Raw genomic sequence first — 18,013 nt, 5'->3', positions numbered from 1 at the left:
GATTTCTCCCTCTTTGCAGCTTTACGGGGAATTTTCCGGAATTTCCTGAAACATTGTTTTGAGCTCAGGCACGCACGAACCGCAGTTCGTGCCGCACCGTAGCGTCGCCCCCAGCGCGGTAACGGAACCGCAGCCTCCGGCAATCGCCTCCCGTATCGCGTTTTCTCCAACGCTGAAACAGCTGCAGATGATGCGCCCCGGATCTGTAACCTTCCCCACGCCCTGCCCGTTCAGCAGCGCATGGCGCTCAGCGGGTGTCGAGGGTGGTGACTGAAAAGCGGCTTCTATCACCGGGTGCGCCAGATCGGGCAAGGCGGTCCCTTCCCAGAAACCCAGCATCAGATGGCCGTTATGCCAGGCCAGTACGCTGCTGCGTTCCCCGGTTTGCGCAACCTGCAGCTGCCAGCCCCGGCCGCTGGCATAGTCCATGACCCACGACAGCAGCGGCTTTTCACCCGCTATCGTCATTCGCGAGGCTTTACGCCACCAGTGAACCCAAGAGGGGATTTCCGGCCATTCCCGGGCATAGAGCTCCCCCTGCCAGGCGGGCTGCCAGGGCATGATTCTGACGGCGGTTTGCTTACTCTCCGGCTGCCCGGAAGCCGGATCGATGCGCCCTTCCACCAGCGCGTTAACCTTTCCCTGGCGGGCAAACTCAGCGTTCCAGTGCATAGGAGCAAACGCTTCGCCTTCCCGTATTCCCTCGTTGATTCGTACTCTGGCCACCATCACGCCTCGCGGCGAGCCGATCCGCGCCAGCTGGCCGTCGCACAGTGAAAACCGAATGGCGTCTGCGGCGCAGACCTCAACAAACGGCTCCGCGATATGCTGCATCAGCCGGGGCACGTATCCCGTACGGGTCATGGTGTGCCACTGGTCGCGGATACGGCCAGTGTTGAGGATCGCCGGGTATAGCGCGGTAGCCGTCGCGCCGTGCGGCAGCGGATCGACAGGGACTACGTTTCGGCGCGGTAAACTTCCCGTCGGCCACTGGTACGGCTCAAGCGTCTCCCACGCTTCACGGGTTAACCCCGTCAGTTCCTGAAGGTTCAACGCCCGCGCGCCGTCATTTTCAAACGCCGTCAGCGCCGCATGTTCGCAAAAAATCTCCTGCGGATGTTGCCAGGCAAAGGCCTCGCCGTAGCCCAGCCGTTTTGCAATCTGAGCCACGATCCACCAGTCCGGCTTCGCCTCACCCGGCGCGGGCAGAAACGCGCGCTGGCGAGAAATGCGCCGCTCGGAATTGGTCACCGTGCCGTCCTTCTCCCCCCAGCCCAGCGCCGGAAAACGGATATGGGCGAACCGGCTGGTGTCGGTATCTTTCATCACCTCAGAGACAATCACCAGCGGACAGGCCGCCAGCGCCTGACACACCGCGTGGCTGTCCGGCAGCGATACGGCAGGATTGGTGCCCATGATCCACACCGCCTTCACCTCGCCGCGGGCGATGGCGTCAAACAGTTCCACCGCCATCAGCCCCGGCGTCTGCGCCAGCCGTTCCGTTCCCCAGAAACGCGCCACCCGCGAAAGGTCGTCCGGCTCGAAGCTCATATGCGCCGCCAGCTGGTTCGCCAGCCCGCCCACTTCCCGGCCGCCCATGGCGTTTGGCTGTCCGGTCAGCGAAAACGGGCCGCAGCCCGGACGGTTGAACTTCCCGCTGGCAAGGTGAACGTTAATGATGGCGCTGCACTTGTCGCTGCCGCTGGAGGACTGGTTGATCCCCATGGTGTAGAGCGTAATGGCGCGAGGCACGGTAACAAACCAGTCGTAAAAGGTACCAATATCCTCTGCCGGAAGGTCGCAAAACGCCGCCACGCGGGCAATCGGCCACTCATCAGTGCCCTGGATCAGATTGAGCAACCCCACAAACAGCCCGGCATCGCTGCCGGGTTTAAGCGCCAGATGCAGGTCGGCAATATCGCAGGTAGCGGTTTTACGCGGGTCAATCACCACCACCTTCATCTGCGGGTTGTTGTGCTTTGCCTGCACCAGGCGCTGATAGAGCACCGGATGCGTCCAGGCCGCGTTCGAGCCGGCCAGCACCACCAGATCGCTGTTTTCCACATCCTCGTAGCTGCACGGCACCACGTCTTCGCCAAAGGCGCGCCTGTAGCCCACCACCGCCGAGGACATGCAGAGCCGGGAGTTGGTATCGATGTTCGCCGCGCCGATAAACCCTTTCATCAGCTTGTTGGCGGCATAGTAGTCCTCGGTTAATAGCTGGCCGGAGGCGTAAAACGCCACCGCCCGTGGCCCCCATGTGTCGATGATCTCCCGCAGTCGCTCGCCCGCCGCGTTCAGCGCCTGGGACCAGTCCACCTCAAGTCCATCGACAACGGGGTACAGCAATCGCCCCTGCAAGCCCGTTGTCTCCCCCAGGGCCGATCCTTTCACGCACAGGCGGCCAAAGTTTGCAGGGTGGGTGTCGTCCCCCCGAACGCTGACCGCTCCATCCTCCACGCTGGCGATCACGCCGCAGCCGACCCCGCAGTAGGGGCACGTTGTCCTGGTTTCCGTCATGAGGCCTCCGCGCGCATCACCAGCTCTTCGTTGCCGACCCACACCTTGCCATTTTCAATTTTGACCGGCCAGGCGCGCACAGCGGGTTCGCCACTCTCCACCTGACAGCCGTCGCGCAGGCGAATGCGCTGCTTGTAGAGCGGAGAAATAACCACCGGTTCGCCCGCCGCATCGCCGAGGATGCCGCGTGACAGCACGTTCGCACTGCTGCCCGGCTCCTGGTCGTCCAGGGCATAAACGGACGTGCCAAAGCGGAACAGCGCGATCGGTTTACGGCCAAGACGCGCGCCAATGCCCGCCTGCTCCGGGATATCGTCAATGCCGCAGATTTCCTGCCAGCGCTTGCTTTCGTCCGACGGCGCGACGTTCACCGCGGTGCGGAACAGCGCCAGGCGGTCAGGATCGTTGAGCGTGGTTTGCCATTCGCACTGGTACGTCTCGACTACCCGGGCCATCTCCTGCTCCAGCTCGTGGGCGATGCCGAGACTGTCGTTGAGGATCACCTCACGCAGATAGTCGAGGCCGCCCTCCAGGTTGTCCATCCAGGTACTGGTGCGCTGCAGGCGATCCGCCGTGCGGATGTAGAACATCAGGAAACGGTCGACGGTGCGGATCAGCGTTTCGTCATCCAGATCGCTGGCGAAGAGATCCGCATGGCGAGGCTTCATCCCGCCGTTGCCGCACAGATAGAGGTTCCAGCCTTTGTCCGTGGCAATCACCCCCACGTCCTTGCTCTGCGCCTCCGCGCACTCGCGGGTGCAGCCGGAAACGGCCATTTTGATTTTGTGCGGGGCGCGCAGGCCCTTGTAGCGGTGCTCCAGTCTGACCGCGAGACCAGTGGAATCCTGCACGCCGTAGCGGCACCAGGTCGACCCGACGCAGGATTTCACCGTGCGCAGGGATTTCCCGTAAGCGTGCCCGGTTTCAAACCCGGCCTCCACCAGCGCCTGCCAGATTTCCGGCAGCTGTTCCAGGGTGGCGCCAAACAGGTCGATACGCTGCCCGCCGGTGATTTTGCTGTACAGGCCGTAGCGTTTCGCAATCTGGCCGATGGCGATCAGCCCGTCGGCGGTCACTTCTCCTGCGGGCATGCGCGGCACGATGGAATACGTCCCGTCCTTCTGAATATTGGCGAAGTAGCGGTCGTTGGTGTCCTGCAATGGCAAATGCGCCGGCTTCAGCAGGTATTCGTTCCAGCAGGAGGCCAGCACTGACCCCACCAGCGGCTTACATATTTCGCACCCGTGCCCCTGACCGTAGCGGCTGATGAGCTGCTCAAAGGTGCGGATATGGTTGACGCGCACCAGATGGTAAATCTCCTGGCGCGAGTACGGGAAGTGTTCGCAGATGTCCTTTTTCACCTCCACGCCCTGCTCGGCAAGCTGGAACTCCATCACCTGCTTCACCAGCGCGCTGCAGCCCCCGCAGCCGGTCGCCGCTTTGGTGCACTGCTTAACGGCGCCGATATCCGCTGCGCCCGCGCTCACCGCCCGGCAGATATCGCCTTTGCTGACGTTATGACACGAACAGATCTGCGCGCTTTCCGGCAGCGCCGCCACGCCCAGCGCTTTTGGCGCGCTGCCTGACAACGTGGGTAGTATCAGCGTTTCCGGCTCTTTCGGCAGGCTGATGCCGTTAAGCATCATCTGCACCAGCGTGGCGTATTCGCTGGCATCGCCCACCAGCACGCCGCCGAGCAGCGTTTTTCCGTCGTGGCTGACCACGATTTTCTTGTAGATTTGCTGCGGGCCGTGCGTCCACTGGTAGCTTAGCGCCCCCGGCGTGCGCCCTTGAGCATCGCCAAACGACGCCACGTCCACGCCGAGCAGCTTGAGCTTAGTGCTCATATCTGCCCCGGTGAAGGTTTTATCTTCGCCCGCGAGCGCGGCGGCGGCCACGCGCGCCATCTGGTAGCCCGGCGCCACCAGGCCAAAGATTTTCCCCTCCCACAGGGCGCATTCACCGATGGCAAGCACGTTCGAATCGGAGGTCCGGCAGGCGTCATCAATGCAGATCCCGCCGCGCTCGCCGACAGCCAGCCCGCTGCTGCGCGCCAGCGCGTCCTGAGGACGAATACCGGCAGAGAAGACCACCATGTCCGTTTCCAGCTGTTCACCGTCGGCGAAGCGCAGCACCAGCCCGTCGTCCGTCGCAGCAATTTCCGTGGTGGCTTTACTGGTGTGAACGCCAACGCCCAGCGCCTCGATTTTCCTGCGCAGCATCGCCGCACCGTCATTATCAAGCTGCACCGCCATCAGATTGGGCGCAAACTCCACCACGTGCGTTTCCAGCCCGAGTTGCTTGAGGGCATTCGCCGCCTCCAGCCCGAGCAGGCCGCCGCCAATCACCACGCCACGACGCGAGCCCGCCGCGTGGGCCGCTATGTTGTCCAGGTCGTCAAGGGTGCGGTAGACAAAGCAGCCCGGCAGATCGTTGCCCGGCACCGGCGGTACGAACGGGTATGAGCCGGTCGCCAGCACCAGCTTGTCCCAGTGGGTCTCATGCCCGCTGGCGGTACGCACCACGCGCGCGTCGCGATCGATAGCGACGATCTGCTGCGAGAGGCGCAGCTCAATGCCGTTATCGGCAAAGAACTCCCCCTCCACCAGCGAGAGCGACGCCGCGCTTCGGCCGCCAAAGTATTCCGACAGATGCACGCGGTCATAGGCGGCATAGCGCTCCTCACCAAAGACAACGATCTGATACTGCTGATGCAGATTGCGGTTAACGCAGTCTTCGAGAAAATGATGGCCGACCATACCGTGCCCAACCACCACCAGAGTAGGTTTTGTCATAGCGTTCTGTCCTGCAACCTGCGGTTGCGTAGTGAAACGATCGAACAGCCAGTCCGCGCGTGCGGGCGCAGCCGTTGCCAGTAAATCGGTAAATGTTGCCGCGCTGCGGCAGTCGCCCATCAGCAGTACGCCAGCCAGCGCACCCTGATGGATCAGTAACCGACGATAGTGACGGGTTAGCGGATCCCAGGAACTCCAGACCACATCGTCCTCCTGCACCGTCGCGCGCCCGAGGCTGAACAGCTCCACGCCGGTCACCTTGAGGCGCACGCCGTTGTCGGTGAGGGCAAACGGCGCGGCTGTGTCACCCGCCAGCCGCGCGGCGAGAATATCCGCCTGCGTCATACAGGGGGCGACCAGGCCAAAGGTCTGGCCGTCAATTTCGCAGCACTCGCCAATGGCGTAGACGTCCGGTGCGGAGGTCCGCATCTGGCTATCCACCACGATGCCGCGCGCGCAGCGAACACCGCTGGCCTGCGCCAGCGCGACGTTGGGCTGCACGCCGGTCGCCAGCACCACGCGAGCGGCGGCGACGCGGCGTCCGTTGAGCAGCGTCACGCTATTCCCGTTAATCGCCGCGATGCCGGAGGCGAGTTCAGAGCGCACGCCCCGCGCCGCCAGCGCCTCATCAAGCAGTACGCCCGCCTGCTGGTCCAGCTGCTGCTCCATCAGCCACGGGCCGCGATGAACGAGCGTGACGTTGTCACCTGAACGAGCCAGCGCTGCCGCCGTCTCTACGCCGAGCACGCCGCCCCCCAGCACCACCGCCGGACCGGCTATCGCCTGAATGGCGCGGGTATCCTCCAGGGTACGGAACGTGAAGACGTGCGGCGCATCGCCCCCAGGAATCGGCGGCACAAACGGCGTTGACCCGGTGGCAAAGACCAGCGCATCCCAGCCCAGCGTGCGGACGGTGGTTTGCACTTCCCGCGCGTCCACGTTCACGGCGAGTGCCTTTTCGCCCCGCAGCACCGTCACGCCGCGCTCCTGGTACCAGTGGTCATCCTGAAGGCAGATGCCCGCAGCCGTTTTTTCACCCCCCAGCACCGGCGAAAGCTGGATGCGGTTATAGGCATGCTCCGGCTCGTCACCGATGACGGTGATAGCGAACCGACCGGAAGCTCGCCCGGTGAGCGAAGCAATCAGCCGGGTTGCCGCCATGCCATTCCCGATAATGACCAGTCGCATCAGCGCCCCCTCGTTACGCCGCTTTCGGCTGTTTTTCGTAGAGGAAATGGAGGATCTGCTGGCGCATGTGGTGATAGCGGCTGTCGTCCGCCAGCTGCACCCGGTTGCGCGGGCGCGGCAGGTCAACGCGCAGGATCTCCCCGACGGTGGCCGCCGGGCCGTTGGTCATCATCAGCACGCGATCGGAGAGCAGCACCGCCTCGTCCACGTCGTGGGTAATGAGCACGATGGTGGTGTTCAGCGCCTGCTGGATCTGCATCACCGAGTCCTGCAGATGGGCGCGCGTCAGCGCATCCAGCGCGCCGAACGGCTCATCCATCAGCAATACTTTCGGCTTCATCGCCAGCGCGCGGGCAATCCCGACGCGCTGCTTCATGCCGCCGGAGATCTCCCCCGGACGCTTGTGCAGCGCGTGGCCCATCTGCACGCGGTCGAGGTTGTGCTCGATCCACTCTTTGCGCTCGGCCTTGCTCATGGTGTGACGGAACACCTGATCCACCGCCAGCGCCACGTTGTCGAAGCAGGTCAGCCACGGCAGCAGCGAATGGTTCTGGAACACCACCGCGCGCTCGGGTCCCGGCCCGGCGATTTCGCGGTTGTCGCAAATCAGCCCGCCTTCCGTCGGCAGCGCGATCCCGGCGATAAGGTTAAGCAGCGTCGACTTGCCGCAGCCGGAGTGGCCGATAAGACTCACGGTTTCGCCCTCGTGGATATCAAAAGAGACGTTCTGCAGCGCCAGAAACTCGCCGCTGGCGGTGGAAAAACGCTGGCTCACGGCCTGGACCTGAATTAATGGTTTCATGTTCGCTCCTTATTTTTCCTGCCAGCTAAAGCGACGGGCGATCAGCATCAGCCCCTGCTCCAGCAGCAACCCGACCACGCCGATGATGACGATGGCGATCAGAATGTTTTCGACGTTGAGGTTGTTCCACTCGTTCCAGATCCAGAAGCCGATACCCAGCCCCCCGGTCAGCATCTCGGCGGCGACAATCACCAGCCAGGCGATGCCGATGGAGAGGCGCACCCCGGTCAGCACGGCGGGTAGCACAGCCGGGAAGAGTATGCGGCGCATGATCGTCCACTCGGAAAGCTGCAATACGCGGGCGACGTTGAGGTAGTCCTGCGGAATGCGGCGCACTCCTTCGGCGGTGTTGATCACCATCGGCCAGATAGAGCAGATGAAAATGGTCCAGCTCGACGCGGGCTCCGCTTTCTGGAACAGCAGCAGGCCGATGGGCAGCCAGGCGAGCGGGCTGACCGGGCGCAGAAGCGCAATCAGCGGGTTGAACATGCGCGAGAAAAAGGTGAAGCGGCCAATCAAAAAGCCCAGCGGAATACCCGCCAGCGCTGCCAGGCCAAAGCCGATGGCGACGCGCTGCAGTGAAGCAAGCACGTTCCAGCCAATTCCCATATCGTTAGGCCCGTCGCGATAAAACGGGTCGGCAAACAGGGTAACGGCAGAATCAAGCGTGCTGAGCGGCGTCGGGAAGCCTTTGCTGTTTATCGCCGCCAGTTGCCAGAGCACCACCAGCAGCCCGAGGCCGAGCAGCGCCGGAATAACGCGTTGGAAAAAGTCGTTCATCCGGCGCGCTAACGCGGGCGGACGGCGGCGAACCTGTACCGGAGGCAGGACAATCACTTCCCCGCTCTCTGGCGTCTCTTGTGGTTTCGTGTTTTGCAGATGCGGCATAATCAGGCCCCTTTACGGTGAATGGCGAAACGGCTGGCGTACCCTTCCGGATCGGTGCCGTTCCAGACGGTGCCGTCCATCAGCGTGCTGCTGCGGTACGGTGATGACGGCGTGGACATGCCGCCGACGGCAGTGGCGGCATCCTGCCAGACCGCGGTCTGGTTGATGCGCTGCGCGATGTCCGCATAGTCCGGCGCGGCTTTGAGCAAGCCCCAGCGGCGGAACTGGGTTAAGAACCACATGCCGTCGGAGAGATACGGGTAGCTCACAGCCCCCTCGTTGAAGAAGCGGATCGGGTGCGCGTCCTGCCAGCGCTGGCCCAGACCGTTGTCGTACTCGCCGAGCATGCGCCCGGTGAGATACTGTTCTTTGCAGTTGAGCCACGCCCGGCGGGAGAGGATCTGCGCGGTTTCGCGTTTGTTTTCCGGGGACGCCTCGATCCAGCGCGCGGCCTCCAGCACCGCGCTCACCAGCGCCCGGGCGGCGTGCGGGTTTTTCTCCACCCAGTCACGGCGCGTGCCGAGGATCTTTTCCGGATGATCGGCCCAGATGGACTGCGACGTGGCGGCGGTAAAGCCGATCCGGTCGTTAATCGCCCGCGCGTTCCACGGCTCGCCGACGCAGAAGCCCACCATGTTGCCGATGCGCATGTTCATCACCATCTGCGGCGGCGGCACCACCACCGTGCGCACGTCGTCAAAGGGGTTAATGCCCGCGCTGGCCAGCCAGTAGTAAAGCCACATGGCATGCGTTCCGGTCGGGAAGGTGTGTGCGAAGGTGTAGGTTCCCGGCGCCTGCTGCCCGATCAGCGTTTTCAGCCCGTCGAGATCGCGAACGCCCTTCTCCGCCAGATCGCTTGAAAGCGTGATGGCCTGGCCGTTCTGATTGAGCGTCATCAGGTTCGCCATCTGCTGCGGCTTGCCGGCGATGCCCAGCTCCAGCCCGTACAGCAGACCGTAAAGAATGTGTGCGGCGTCCAGTTCTCCCGCCACCAGCTTGTCGCGCACCGCCGCCCAGCTCGCCTCTTTGGTGGGAACGATGGTGATACCGTATTTTTTATCAAAGCCTTTTAACGCTGCGATAACCACCGGCGCGCAGTCGGTCAGCGGGATAAACCCGACGCGCACCGTCTCCTGTTCCGGTTTATCAGAGCCAGCCGCCCAGGCAGCCTGCATAACACCCGGTAACAGCGCTGCACCACTCGCCAGCATGCTGGCCTGCAAAAATCGCCGTCTCGACAAATCCGCCATAACCGCTCCCGAAAAAAAGCCAAAAAAAAGCGCCCGCCGTGCCGAAGCACCGCTGGACGCCTTTATCCCGAAGACGGATGCACCGCCGTTGGCGCACCGTCAAAAATGGTTAATTAAATAATGCAAAGCCAGTGCCAGGTTTAAAGACCCTCTTTCAGGGCCGAAAACCGGGTTTTGCCCGCGTTCACGCACCTCAATCAGGCATAAAATGCCCGCTGATTGTGCAGCTACTCCTTTGGTGTTACCTGCCAGACGCTCTTCACCGTAAGCAGCGCGCGGGCGATATCGACCATGCGCTGGTTCTTGTCCATCGCCATTTTGCGCAGCGTTGTCCAGGCCTGTTCTTCACTCATGTTCTGGTGGGTCATCAGCACGCTTTTGGCTTTATCAATGGTTTTGCGCTCCTCAAGCGTATCGCGCAGCGACGCGAGCTGGCGGGAAAGCTGCTCTATCTCTCGTGCCTGCTGGCGAACCAGGGTCAGCAGCGGTTTATCCGGGTAGTGCGCCAGCGGATCGTCCTGTTCATCCCCGGGAAGCGGGTACGCCTCGTCGCGCTGAATACGCTCATCCACCGCGACCATCAGATCGGCGATGATCGTCTCCTCCAGCGCGCGCAGATGCTCCAGCCGCGCCGTTTGCAGCGCAAACCAGGCGAGTGCGGTATGTCCATTGTCTGCAGCAGGCTGGCGGGTACAGGCCACGCGCCGGAGCTGCTCCGTCTCACGATCGGGCTGACAATTAAGGGAGAACGAAGTCTGCACGTCGGCCTGGCTGTGGGAGAGAAAGATCTCAAAGCAGGCCTGCTGCCCGTCAATGCGGTCAACCAGCCGCTGGCGGGTCACATCATCGAAAAAGCCCTGCGTGAAGCCAATCGCCCCCAGGGCCCGCTCTTGTCCCGCCAGTTCTTTCCCCTGCATCAGGCTATATAGCGCGACGAAACGGCCCGCGATTTGCGGGTCGTCAATGCTGTCATTAAGCTGCGGTACGATACTGAGCAGGTGGCGCAGCATGCGGGAGTAGTGCTCCATTGCCTGCGGAGCCGTCAGCGTTTGCCGATTTACACCGTCGCGCAGTGCGGGAAGCGTCTCCAGCGTGAGCAGCGCATTGCCGATACGTTCGCAAACGGCGCTTCCCGGAAAGGCGGACTGTTTTCCAAGAATGCCATTCAGTGCGGCAAGGTTTTCGTCCACCAGCGCCCGGCTGGCTTTGCATTCAGGTGCATAGAGCTTACCCTGTGAGCAGAGCCAGACGTTAGATGCGCCGCGCTCGCACTGGAGCATATGCACCAGCTGGCTAATACCGCGCACCAGCACGTTCAGCTGCGCCAGCCTGCTGAGCTGCTCCCGGCGCATCCGCCTTGCGCGCTGGAGCCATTCGGTTGCACCTGGCGAAATGCCGGCCATTAATGTCATGCTTACTCTCCCGGACAGCGAAACTCCGGGAAATTAAGCAATATTCGTGCCTTTATAAGAACAGGAGTCAACATGCAGAAGATTGTGATCGTCGCCAACGGGGCTGCCTACGGCAGCGAATCCCTTTTCAACAGCCTGCGCCTGGCGATCGCGCTACGCGAAAAAGAGAGCGACCTGGTACTGCGGATATTTTTAATGTCCGATGCCGTGACCGCCGGGCTGAAGGGTCAAAAACCGGCGGAAGGCTACAACATTCAGCAGATGCTGGAGATCCTGACCGCGCAGGACGTGCCGGTAAAACTCTGTAAGACCTGCACCGACGGGCGCGGCATTACCGGGCTGCCGCTGATCGAGGGCGTAGAAATCGGTACGCTGGTTGAACTGGCCGAATGGACGCTGACCGCGGATAAAGTATTAACTTTTTAATAATAAACCCGTAAAAATATTATTTTCTTATGGACGCGGTTTCAGCATCAAGTTTACCTGCGGGGTTGCCGATAGGCATGGAAACAACACAGCAGGTATTTCACTTATGTTCAGATCCATTCGCGCACGCATTATCGCCGCGACGACAGGCTGCCTCGTCGTCGCCCTTCTTCTCAATACCGTAATTAACTTCCAGGTCACGCGCCAGGATAACCAGCAGTCCCAGCGCAATATTCTGACCAGCACCCGCGCCAGCCACAACATGGCGATTGCCGACTGGGTCAAAAGCAAAATGACGGTGATTACCTCCGCGCAGAGCATCGCGCTGGCTGACGATCCGGTTCCGGCGTTTAAGCAGCTTGCCCAGGCGGGCGGTTTCACCAACGTTTACGTGGGCTACGCCAGCAAGACGGCGAAATTCTCCGACCCGACAGGCGTCCCGGCGGATTATGACCCCACCGTTCGTCCCTGGTATCAACAGGTGGTGAGCACGGACGGCCCGGTGGTAACGGCACCCTACGTTGATGCCGGGACCGGGAAGCTGGTGGTCACGTTTGCCGTGCCGGTGAAGGAGAATGGCGCTCTGAAAGCGGTGGTGGCGGGCGATGTCGCCATGGATAGCGTGGTGGCGAACGTGCGCGGGATCCACCCCACGCCGGCCAGCAGCGGGTTGCTTCTGAATAGCGACGGCACGGTGATTGCCGCCAACGAGCCGGCCCTGACGCTGAAGCCGTTTGCCGAGACGATCAAAGGCATCGACCTTGCGGCGCTGAAGAGCGGTAATCCGGTCGACGGAACGCTGAATGACGAGGAAAAAACCTTTATCGCCTCAGCCGTGCCGGGCACGAACTGGCTCCTGGTCGTCGCCCTCGACAGCAGCGATGCCACCTCCGGCATGCGTTCCCTGCTGAAAGCGTCGGCGATTTCGCTGGTGATCCTCGCACTCCTGAGCGGTGCCATTGTTCACGTCCTGATTGCCCGCCTGCTGAAACGCCTGTCCGACATTCGCGACGCGATGCACAACATTGCCAACGGCACTAACGATCTGTCCCAGCGCCTGCCGGACAGCGGCGATGACGAAGTGGCGCAAATTGCGCAGGCGTTTAACGCCTTCAGCGATAAGCTCTCGGTGGTGATGGTTCAGCTCCGTGACGCCAGCGCCTCGGTGAAAAACGCCGCGCAGGAGATTGCGGCAGGTAACCAGGATCTTTCAGGCCGTACCGAGCAGGCGGCATCCAGCCTTCGCGAAACCGCCAGCGCCGTGGAAGAGATCACCGCCTCCGTCACCCAGTCGAATGAATCAGCAGCAGAAGCCAACGACCAGGCCAGCAAGGCCTCTGCCGCCGCAGCGCGCGGCGGTGAAGTGGTTTCGCAGGCCATCAGCACCATGCAGTCCATCGAAGTGGCGTCCGCTAAGATTGGCGATATCACCAGCGTGATCGACGGCATCGCCTTCCAGACCAACATTCTGGCGCTGAACGCCTCCGTCGAGGCGGCGCGTGCCGGTGAGCAGGGCCGCGGGTTCGCCGTGGTTGCCGGTGAAGTGCGGAACCTCGCCAGCCGCAGCGCCCAGGCGGCGAAAGAGATCAAATCGCTTATCGACTCCACCACCGACAGCGTGGCCACCGGCTCGCGCTACGTGCATCTGGCCGGGGAAAGCATGGATGAGATCCGCTCCAGCATCGGCAGCGTCTCCGGCATCATGCGCGAGATCTCGATTGCCACCAGCGAGCAGATGAAAGGCATTCACGAGATTAACCATGCGGTGACCCACCTCGACAGAATGGTACAGCAGAATGCCGAGCTGGTGGTGCAGTCCGCCGCGGCCGCCAGCGCATTGCAAAGCCAGGCGGGCGACCTTGCTGAAACCGCCGGCCATTTCCGCATTTAATTTTCTTCAGGCGCGCGTTAAACAGGGTAAACGCGCGTCCGCTGAAAGGTTTCAGGAATTTTGTCATTTTTGTTTAATCGTTATGCCATTTTTTGATCAAAATCAGCATCCCTCGCTCCCCGCTTTGGTGTTATGCAATGAGTATTTTGTGAACAACATCACGCTCGGGATGGGCAAAATCGACGGGGTAGAAAATGGCACTGGTGAAAACAAGTTTGAAACTGTTTGGCGGGGATACGGTGGTGGTGCGTTGCTCAGAGCGCTGTCGTATTCATCTGATGAGTGCGAAAGCACAGAAGCAATCCCAGGCGGATATTCTGACCGTGCAGGATGACAAGGCCTGGCTTACCGTGCCGTATACCGGCACGTGGGATGTGCTGATCGACAGCCACAGCCAGTCGCTGGAGCATTCGGTCAGCTACGTGGCAGCGTAATTTAAACGCCCGGCTCGCCGGGCGTATTCTCAGGCAAAACCCGGTCGCAGCGTGCTGTTGAGCGGGTTCCCTTCCAGCAGCGCCTTCACTTTCACCACCAGCTCATTCAGACAATCGTCCTGCATGCCGAGGCGGGTCAGCTCCTGATCGAGGGAGAAGAGATATTGCGCGTTGGTGCCCAGCGGCCCGCTGGCGGCGGCGATTAACGGGGCAATCACCTGCGTGCGGGTGTCCGCTTCATACAGCGGGTGGCGCGGATCCATAATAAACACCAGCGCGTTAACGGTGCGCCCGTCGTCGAGCTCCAGCTTGCACCAGCTCGGCATATAGCAGCCGGTGATCATCTCGCGCTTCCAGAGCAGCGTCAGCTCCTCTTCGAGCGTGGCATCCGGAAGGCGATACGCGACGCCCGTGGTGCGTCCGCCCTCTTTTAGTGCAAGCATGCGCCCTGGCTGACAGGCGCTGCCGCGTCCGGCCGTCAGGCGCAGGCAAAATGCGCGATGCCAGCCGGGCAGCGTGCCGGTTGCCGATTCAACAAATTCGAGAGCCGGGTTCCACATCAGTGAACCGTAGCCAAAAATCCATACCGGGCCATCATCCGGGCGGCAGGCAAGCGTAGCAGCGAGCGACGCCGCACGTTGTTCAGCTGACCAGAGAAGCGATTCCTCAATAGCACCAAATGCCGTCTTACAATCTGCCTTCATTAAGAAATCACGCGTTAACACTTTACACCTCCGCCACTGCATGCTTCCTTGCGACATCTGTAATTCGCCTTCCCGGCATTCTGTGCTGGTCATTTTGCCAGCAGTCAAATTACGATAAGCAATTAGCGGACCAGTTGCAATACAACGGAAGTTCAACCGCCTGAAAAGTCAAAATGAAGGCAGCGAATAATTTCACGGCTATTTCTTTTTATGCCATTTATCATCGTCTCCTTTCTCATAGTCATGTTTTACTGCGGCCCAGGCGACCTTGTGCGCCGTCTCTTCCCGGCTGGCATTATCCCGCCGATCGTCTTTATCTTTGTACTGATCCCAGGCGCTGTTAAACGCTTCTTTGTAGATATCCTGCGCGTGTTCGGGCAGGACGTTTTTCATGTTATCGGGTAATTCGCGTTTCGTTTTATATGGCATCACTAACCTCTCTTTTGCCTAAAGAGTTAAGTGTGGACGACGATACGCCGGTGTGCCAGCTGGTCATAAACAATGAACGGATGAATTTCATAATTCATTGTTATTTAAACTATATTTAAAAGAGATATCTTATTATAGGCATTAAACAAGAAAACCATAACAAAGGGTAAAATTAAGTAAAAAATAAAGGTTATTTAACAGATTTCTGTTAATTTATTGCCCTTAAAATCTATCTATAATTACAAGCACCTGCATTGATGGAGAAGCACATGACAGCAACACACGAGGCGGTAAAGACCCGCCACAAGGAGACGTCTCTCATTTTCCCGGTTCTGGCACTGGCTGTGCTGCTCTTCTGGGGAAGCAGTCAGTCACTGCCAGTGGTGGTTGGTATCAATATTCTTGCCCTGGTGGGCATTTTAACCAGCGCATTTAGCGTCGTTCGCCATGCGGACGTATTAGCCCACCGCCTGGGCGAGCCTTATGGCTCTTTAATTCTCAGCCTTTCCGTCGTTATTCTCGAAGTCAGCCTGATTTCCGCGTTGATGGCAACCGGCGATGCCGCCCCGACCCTGATGCGCGATACGCTTTACTCCATCATTATGATTGTGACGGGCGGCCTGGTAGGCTTCTCTCTGTTACTGGGCGGACGCAAATTTGCGACCCAGTACATGAATCTTTTCGGCATTAAACAGTATCTGATTGCCCTCTTCCCGTTGGCCATCATCGTGCTGGTCTTCCCGATGGCGCTGCCGGGCGCAAACTTCTCCACCGGCCAGTCGCTGCTGGTCGCGCTGATTTCCGCCGCCATGTACGGCGTGTTCCTGCTCATTCAGACCAAAACGCACCAGAGCCTGTTTGTTTACGAACATGAAGATGACAGCGACGACGATGACCCGCACCACGGCAAGCCGTCGGCCCACAGCAGCGCGTGGCACACGGTTTGGCTGATCGTGCATCTGATTGCGGTGATTGCCGTCACCAAGATGAACGCCAACCCGCTGGAGACGCTGTTAACCGAACTGAACGCGCCGGTGGCCTTTACCGGTTTCCTGGTGGCGCTGCTGATCCTGTCCCCTGAGGGTTTAGGTGCGCTGAAGGCGGTGCTGAACAATCAGGTGCAGCGTGCGATGAATCTGTTCTTCGGCTCCGTGCTGGCGACCATTTCACTCACCGTACCGGTGGTGACGCTGATCGCCTTTATGACCGGTAACGAGCTGCAGTTTGCGCTGGGCGCGCCGGAGATGATTGTGATGGTGGCCTCGCTGCTGCTGTGCCAGATTTCATTCTCCACTGGCCGCACCAATGTCCTGAACGGCGCGGCGCATATGGCGCTGTTTGTAGCGTATTTGATGACAATTTTTGCGTAGTCTTTTTGCCCAGCGGCGCTTCGCTTACCCGGCAATATGTCCCATAAAAAAACCCGCCGAAGCGGGTTTTTTTATTAGTTGCTGGTATCCAGCTCGTCGAAGCTTTTCACCAGATCGTCAATCGCTTTGATCTGCTTCAGGAACGGCTCCAGCTTATCCAGCGGCAGCGCGGATGGACCATCGCATTTCGCGTTAGCCGGATCCGGGTGCGCTTCAATGAACAGACCTGCCAGGCCGGTCGCCATACCGGCGCGCGCCAGCTCGGTCACCTGAGCACGACGGCCGCCAGAGGCTGCACCAAACGGGTCGCGGCACTGCAGCGCGTGGGTCACGTCGAAGATCACCGGCGACTGGTTAGAGACGTTCTTCATGACGCTGAAGCCCAGCATGTCTACAACCAGGTTGTCGTAACCGAAGTTAGCGCCACGGTCGCACAGAATAATCTTGTCGTTACCGCCTTCGATAAACTTATCAACGATGTTACCCATCTGGCCAGGGCTCACGAACTGTGGTTTTTTCACGTTGATCACGGCACCGGTTTTCGCCATCGCGGCAACCAGGTCGGTCTGACGCGCCAGGAACGCCGGAAGCTGGATTACGTCTACCACGTCTGCCACAGGCTGCGCCTGCCAGGACTCATGCACGTCGGTGATCACTTTCACGCCAAACGTCTGCTTAAGCTCCTGGAAAATTTTCATCCCCTCTTCCAGGCCCGGGCCACGGTAAGAGTTGATGGAGGAGCGGTTGGCTTTGTCAAAAGAGGCTTTAAACACGTACGGAATGCCCAGCTTCTGGGTCACGGTCACGTAGTGCTCGCAGATACGCATGGCGAGATCGCGGGATTCCAGCACGTTCATACCGCCAAACAGCACGAACGGCAGGTCGTTTGCTACCTTGATATCACCAATGCTAACCACTTTTTGTTTCATAGGATCGCCTTATTCAGGTGTGAATCGGAATTAAGATTAATGCAGTGTAATTTGTTTGTGCGAGATCGCGTTGATCTGCGCGCGAATCATTTCGCTAATCGGATCTTCCGGACACTGCTCGACGAAATAGCTCAGATCGTTCAGCGCCACGTGCTCGCAGTCGAGCTGGGCATAGATAAGCCCGCGGTCGCGAATTTCGTACGGATCTTCCGGATTAAACTGCAGCAGCACTTCACTGGCACGCAAGGCCAGCTCCATCTGACGCTCTTCCATCAGCGCTGACTTCAGCGTATCCAGCAGCTTGCGAATGACTTCGGCGTTGTCGGCTTCGTCGAGATCTTCGTTAAAGAGCTCGGCCACCGGGCTGATGTTGCCTTTCAGCCAGACGTCCAGCGTATGCTCGTCCAGTGTGTCGCCGTTAAACGGATTAATGAGCCACATCTCACCGTCCAGCCACTCCGCACGCAGGATCATCTGCGTCGGGAAAATAACCGGCACCAGCGGAATATCCAGGCGGTGCGCAACCCACAGCAAAATAGAGCCCAGCGCAACGGCGCTGCCCTGACGATTTTTTAAGACCTGGTCCAGCCATAATGCGTCAGACAGGCGATACACGCCACGCGTGTCGCAGAAACCCCATTCGCCGTAGAAAAGCTCCAGAAGCTTCTCTAATTGCCAGTCCTGCGGGCGCGCCTGATTGATCTCTTCACGCGCCAGGCTGACCAGATTCTCCAGCTCATCGTAGACGTACTGCGACGTAAAATCGTCGCGTATCATCTCCGAAATCAGGATCATGCCATCGCAAAGCGGCACTTTATTAAATTCGAAATCGGCTAAGGACCTCATGACTTACCCCAGTAACGACTGAGCGAACAATGACGCTCAGGCGCGATAAAACTCAAAACGATGTAGATGATAACGCCAAACTGCCTTTCAGTCAGCCTTACGCCTTTATCAGTAAATGGCAGATACCCG

General features: G+C 60.0%; 14 protein-coding genes and 1 pseudogene. 4 read left to right on the top strand and 11 right to left on the bottom strand.

Annotated elements, in window-relative coordinates; genetic code table 11:
• Positions 1 to 21: 21 nt before the first annotated feature.
• The 6 genes from A6013_RS07845 to nasR form a co-directional block, all read right to left on the bottom strand.
• Positions 22 to 2,520 (bottom strand): nitrate reductase, encoded by a 2,499-nt coding sequence (locus A6013_RS07845; RefSeq protein ID WP_069732827.1) that lies wholly within the window; start codon positions 2,518 to 2,520, stop codon positions 22 to 24.
• Complete coding sequence (nirB, locus tag A6013_RS07840) at positions 2,517 to 6,503, bottom strand: nitrite reductase large subunit NirB (RefSeq protein WP_083264077.1); 3,987 nt, start codon at positions 6,501 to 6,503, stop codon at positions 2,517 to 2,519. The genes A6013_RS07845 and nirB overlap by 4 nt, the downstream gene beginning before the upstream one ends.
• A 13-nt stretch (positions 6,504 to 6,516) precedes the next feature.
• A complete protein-coding gene (locus A6013_RS07835; protein ID WP_045630583.1) occupies positions 6,517 to 7,305 on the bottom strand; it encodes an ABC transporter ATP-binding protein in 789 nt (262 codons plus the stop codon).
• 9 nt (positions 7,306 to 7,314) lie between these two features.
• A complete protein-coding gene (gene ntrB / locus A6013_RS07830) occupies positions 7,315 to 8,193 on the bottom strand; it encodes a nitrate ABC transporter permease (protein ID WP_069732826.1) in 879 nt (292 codons plus the stop codon).
• A gap of 2 nt (positions 8,194 to 8,195) precedes the next feature.
• Positions 8,196 to 9,443, bottom strand: coding sequence for a CmpA/NrtA family ABC transporter substrate-binding protein (locus A6013_RS07825; RefSeq protein ID WP_069732825.1), 1,248 nt, complete (start codon positions 9,441 to 9,443; stop codon positions 8,196 to 8,198).
• Between the two features lie 227 nt (positions 9,444 to 9,670).
• Complete coding sequence (nasR, locus tag A6013_RS07820; protein WP_069732824.1) at positions 9,671 to 10,855, bottom strand: nitrate regulatory protein NasR; 1,185 nt, start codon at positions 10,853 to 10,855, stop codon at positions 9,671 to 9,673.
• A 72-nt stretch (positions 10,856 to 10,927) separates the two neighbouring features.
• Between nasR and A6013_RS07815 the strand changes: the two genes are divergently transcribed.
• From A6013_RS07815 to A6013_RS07805, 3 genes are all read left to right on the top strand, one after another.
• On the top strand, positions 10,928 to 11,281 hold the full coding sequence (locus A6013_RS07815; RefSeq protein ID WP_028013455.1) for a DsrE/DsrF/TusD sulfur relay family protein: 354 nt from the start codon (positions 10,928 to 10,930) through the stop codon (positions 11,279 to 11,281).
• A gap of 106 nt (positions 11,282 to 11,387) precedes the next feature.
• A complete protein-coding gene (locus A6013_RS07810) occupies positions 11,388 to 13,172 on the top strand; it encodes a methyl-accepting chemotaxis protein (RefSeq protein ID WP_069732823.1) in 1,785 nt (594 codons plus the stop codon).
• A gap of 194 nt (positions 13,173 to 13,366) precedes the next feature.
• Positions 13,367 to 13,606, top strand: coding sequence for a DUF1883 domain-containing protein (locus A6013_RS07805; protein ID WP_013096243.1), 240 nt, complete (start codon positions 13,367 to 13,369; stop codon positions 13,604 to 13,606).
• A 29-nt stretch (positions 13,607 to 13,635) separates the two neighbouring features.
• Here A6013_RS07805 and A6013_RS07800 read toward each other — a convergent pair whose 3' ends face one another.
• Positions 13,636 to 14,331, bottom strand: a complete 696-nt coding sequence (locus A6013_RS07800; RefSeq protein WP_028013457.1) for a gamma-glutamylcyclotransferase — start codon at positions 14,329 to 14,331, stop codon at positions 13,636 to 13,638.
• Between the two features lie 177 nt (positions 14,332 to 14,508).
• A complete protein-coding gene (gene chaB, locus A6013_RS07795; RefSeq protein ID WP_069732822.1) occupies positions 14,509 to 14,739 on the bottom strand; it encodes a putative cation transport regulator ChaB in 231 nt (76 codons plus the stop codon).
• A 269-nt stretch (positions 14,740 to 15,008) separates the two neighbouring features.
• Here chaB and chaA point away from each other — a divergent pair, with 269 nt between their 5' ends.
• Positions 15,009 to 16,109, top strand: a complete 1,101-nt coding sequence (gene chaA / locus A6013_RS07790; protein WP_041909576.1) for a sodium-potassium/proton antiporter ChaA — start codon at positions 15,009 to 15,011, stop codon at positions 16,107 to 16,109.
• Positions 16,110 to 16,183: 74 nt separating this feature from the next.
• Here chaA and kdsA read toward each other — a convergent pair whose 3' ends face one another.
• From kdsA to A6013_RS27535, 3 genes and pseudogenes are all read right to left on the bottom strand, one after another.
• Entirely contained in the window at positions 16,184 to 17,038 is an 855-nt protein-coding gene (gene kdsA / locus A6013_RS07785; RefSeq protein WP_028013459.1) for a 3-deoxy-8-phosphooctulonate synthase, read from the bottom strand.
• Between the two features lie 36 nt (positions 17,039 to 17,074).
• Positions 17,075 to 17,884 carry an invasion regulator SirB1 gene (gene sirB1 / locus A6013_RS07780; RefSeq protein WP_028013460.1) on the bottom strand — a complete coding sequence of 270 codons (810 nt, stop codon included), beginning with the start codon at positions 17,882 to 17,884 and terminating at the stop codon, positions 17,075 to 17,077.
• 41 nt (positions 17,885 to 17,925) lie between these two features.
• Positions 17,926 to 18,009: pseudogene (locus tag A6013_RS27535) on the bottom strand (siroheme synthase); the annotation flags it as partial.
• Between the last annotated feature and the right edge of the window lie 4 nt (positions 18,010 to 18,013).

The sequence above is a fragment of the Enterobacter sp. IF2SW-B1 genome (assembly GCF_001743375.1).
GTDB lineage: Bacteria > Pseudomonadota > Gammaproteobacteria > Enterobacterales > Enterobacteriaceae > Enterobacter > Enterobacter bugandensis.
Note: the sequence above shows the minus strand (reverse complement) of the source record. Positions and strands in the feature narration are given on the sequence as shown.